General features: G+C 74.7%; 2 protein-coding genes. Both read right to left on the reverse strand.

Features of this window, described 5'->3' with window-relative positions:
* Positions 1 to 1,938, reverse strand: a 1,938-nt coding sequence (locus KS423_RS41130) for a hypothetical protein (RefSeq protein ID WP_224284839.1), incomplete at its 3' end; no start/stop codon positions are given.
* A 486-nt stretch (positions 1,939 to 2,424) separates the two neighbouring features.
* The coding region (locus KS423_RS41135) for a M14 family metallopeptidase (protein WP_224284840.1) at positions 2,425 to 3,619 on the reverse strand (1,195 nt) is incomplete at its 5' end.

Genomic DNA, 3,619 nt, shown 5'->3' on the forward strand with positions numbered 1-3,619 from the left:
GTGCCGGGCCTCGGCGGCCGCCGCGCGGTCGTCGGCACGGACGACGGCGGCGCGCAGGGCGTCGAGCCGCGGGTGAACCCGGTCCGCCCGGGTGTCCGCCAGGGCGACGGCGAGGCGGACGCGTTCGGCGCGCAGCCGTTCGACCTCGGCTTGGGCGGCGTTGAAGGCGACGACGGCCTCGGGCCAGGAGGGGATCGCCTGGGCGGGGGCCTGTGCTTCGGCGGCGGGGCCGGTGTTCGTGGCCGTGACCGCAGCCGTTCGGCCGTCGCGCGGGGTGCGGGCAGGCCTGGGTGCGCCGGGCGGCACCCAGTCGCCGAGCACGGCGTTCATGCCGCGCAGCGGCGGGAGCCCCGCGGCGGCGCGGGCGGCGGTCTCGTCCTCGGGCAGGCGGCCCCACCAGAAGCGCTCGGTGAACCTCGTCCGGTTGGTCTTGTTGCCGAGGACGGCGGCGACCAGCCCCCAGGCGGGCGCGCCGCCGAGCAGGGCGGAGGCGAGGTCGGAGAAGTGGTCGGGGCCGTCGTGCCAGTGCTCGTCGAGGGCGTCGGCGCCGGGCAGTTCGGCGGTGATGTTCTCCACCGCCCCGTTGTTGGAGGAGGTCACCACGATCTCGCGGCCGGTGAGCCCCGGGTCGAGGGCGGAGACGAAGCGGGCGTGGACGCCCTGTCGGTCCTTGCCCCGCCAGGCACGGCCGACGAACGCCTCCTCGGGCCGCCGGTAGCCGGCCATCACGGCGGCACGTTCGACCACGAGGGCGGCGACCAGGTCGCGCAGCATGGTGGTCTTGCCCGTGCCCGGCGGGCCGTTGACGGAGAACAGCCCGCCGGCATCGGTGCCGGCGGTCGCGGCTCCTGTGCGCTCGCCGTCGGCACGGTCGGCGAGCATGCGGTTGACCGCGAACTGCTGGCTGAGCGCGAGCGGATACCGCGCCTTGGCGGGCCAGCGCCCGGCCGGGACGAGAGCCGGATCGACGCCCGCGAGGACGGTGAGACGGTCCTCGCGCAGGTCGGATCTGGCGTCGACGGGGATGTCCCGACGGCCGGTCAGGTAGGCCTGCAAGGCAGGTCCGAGGCCGGCTGCCCGGCTGTCGGCGAGCGCGGCGCGGACCCGGGCGAGATCGGGCGGCAGGAGGCTGTTGAGGAACGGCTGCGCGGCGGCGGGCTTGGCCTTCGGGTCGCGCGGGCGGTGGACCAGCCGGCTCCGGACCCGGATCACCCGCGGGTCGAGGTGCTCCTCGACGCCGCAGAGGTGGGCGATCTGGGCGGTCAGGGCCACCAGGTCGGCGAGCGCGACCGGACGCGGGCCGGTGTCCTCCCCCGCTTCCTCGGCGGGCGACGGCACGTCGACGGCCGGTTCCGGCACCGCGGGCGGGGGATTCCCGTCCACGCCCTCCGGCGCCGGGCGGCGGGCCGCCGTCCACTCGGCGACGCGCCGCACCAGCGGCTCCGTCGCGCCTTGCACGGCGGCCCCGGCGACCTCGCCGAACAGCGCACCGACCGCCGCCACGGCCGCGCCGCCCAGGATCTCCGCGAGCAGTTGCCGCCAGCCGCGGACGCCCTCCTCGTCCCCTGCGGGCACCGCGCTCGGCAGGGGAGGGATTCCCGGCGCGTACGGAATCGGCGTGGCGGTCAGCCGCCCCACCGCGACCTCGAACGCCTCGGTCAACTCCTCGAAGCCGTCCAGCCACCCGGCCGCCGACGGCCCGGGGTCGAAGAGCCGGCCCGTCGCCCAGCCGCACGCGGAGACCACCGACGTGTCCTCGACCGGCCGCCCGTGCTCGTCCAGGACCAGCGCGAACATCGCGCTCGTCCCCGACAGCACCAACTCCTCGGCCGGCACCCCGGGATCCGGGTCGGTTCCCTCCGGCAGAACGGCGATCATCGCCTGGCGCAACAGCTCCAGGTCGAACACCCCGCCGTACACCTCGTGCCGCCAGACCATCCCCCGCGGTGCCCGCCGGGCCGCCGTCTCCGGATGCTCCGGCGCCCACGGCAACAAGGGCGCCGGCCGGCCCGCCGCCGGCGTCACATCGACGACGATCGCATCCGACGCCCGAGGGCGACCGGCCCGACGCTTCCGCGGCACCTCCGGAATCGGCGGTGGACTGAACAACTCGACCGCCCGCCAGCACTCCAGCAGATCCCCCACGCGCCCGTCCCCGCTCCGCACCCCTTCGCCCCCTGCGTCGAACCCACAGCACACAGCCGCTTCGTGTGCCGAACAACCGGCCGCAGAATCTACCGGACGGAGGGCGGTCAGGCCGAGCGCCCGGGTCGGACTCGTCTGCGGGCGCCCGGCGGCACGAGCACGGCCGGGCCCCGGCACCCGCTGCCGAACAGCCCCAAGGCCACGGACGCCGGCTGCGGGCCGATCCCGCAGCCGGCGCCTGGCCGTGGCACCCGGTGCGGCGCGTGCCGGGCCGCCCGGTCAGGCGGAGATGCCGCAGTACTGCTGCTGCTTGCCGATCGCCCGGTAGACGCAGTCCGCCGTCTCCACCAGGCGCAGGACCGCTTCGCGGTTCCGGCTGGTCTCGCGGCCGATCACCTCGTCGGGCGGGTAGAAGCCGCTGCTGCCGTTCGGGCCCGGGTACATCTCGAAGGTGTAGGCGAAGATCCGCTGGGCACCCCACAGCCAGTCGTCGATCGCACCGTCGGTGATGTAGAGGTCGCTCGACTGCTCGGGCGCGTAGCCGTTGGTGCCGGCCATGTCGCGGCCGACGGCCGCGAAGGTGTTGTACTCGTCGGCGGTCATGCCGGTGGCGGTGTCGGCGGTGGTCCAGCCGAACGGCCAGAGCACCAGTTCGCTGTAGGTGTGGAAGTCGATGGCGGCGGTGATCTGCTGCTTGCCGCCGACGACCCGGCTGCGGACGAAGTCGGCGACCACCTTGGTCTCCTTGGCGGACTCCGGCGCGCTGCCCCGGTAGGTCTCGCTGGAGGTGGAGCCGGAGGAGCCGCCGCAGCAGCCCCACTTGTAGTTCCAGTTGCGGTTGAGGTCGGTGCCGACGCTGTTGCTGCCGGTGTTCGGCTGGCGGTCCTTGCGCCAGCTGCGATAGCGGCCGGTCGCGATGTCGTACTCGCCGCCGTCCGGGTTGAGGTCGGGGATCACCCAGATCTCGCGGCTGTTGACGGCGTTGGCGATGCGGCTGTCGGTGGCGTACTTGTCGCCGAACTCGTGCAGCAGGTAGAGCGCCATCTCGACGGTGAGGTGCTCGCGGGCGTGCTGGTGGGCGGTGAACAGCACCTCGGGCTCGTTCTCGTCGGTGCCGACGTTGTCGCTGATCTTCACCGCGACGATCGGCCGGCCCTCGTAGGAGGTGCCGATGACGCGCTTGCTCATGATGTCCGGGTGCGCGGCGACCACCGCGTCGATGTCGGCGGTGGCCTCGGCGTAGTTGTGGTAGCCGGAGTCCGCCTGCGGGAAGTCGTACACCGGCCCGGTCAGGCCTTCGTCACCGGGCTCGGCACCGTAGCTGGGGCCGGGCAGCATGACGGGCGACCAGCCGAGCGCGCGCAGCCGGGCGGCCTCGGCGGGGGTGGCGGTGACGACCACCGCGTCGGGCAGGACGGCGTCGACGGAGGCGCCGGTGGCGGCGACGGCGGTGCGGTCGGCGCCGGTGCGGGGG

Source organism: Streptomyces sp. LS1784 (assembly GCF_020103755.1).
Taxonomy (GTDB): Bacteria; Actinomycetota; Actinomycetes; order Streptomycetales; family Streptomycetaceae; genus Kitasatospora.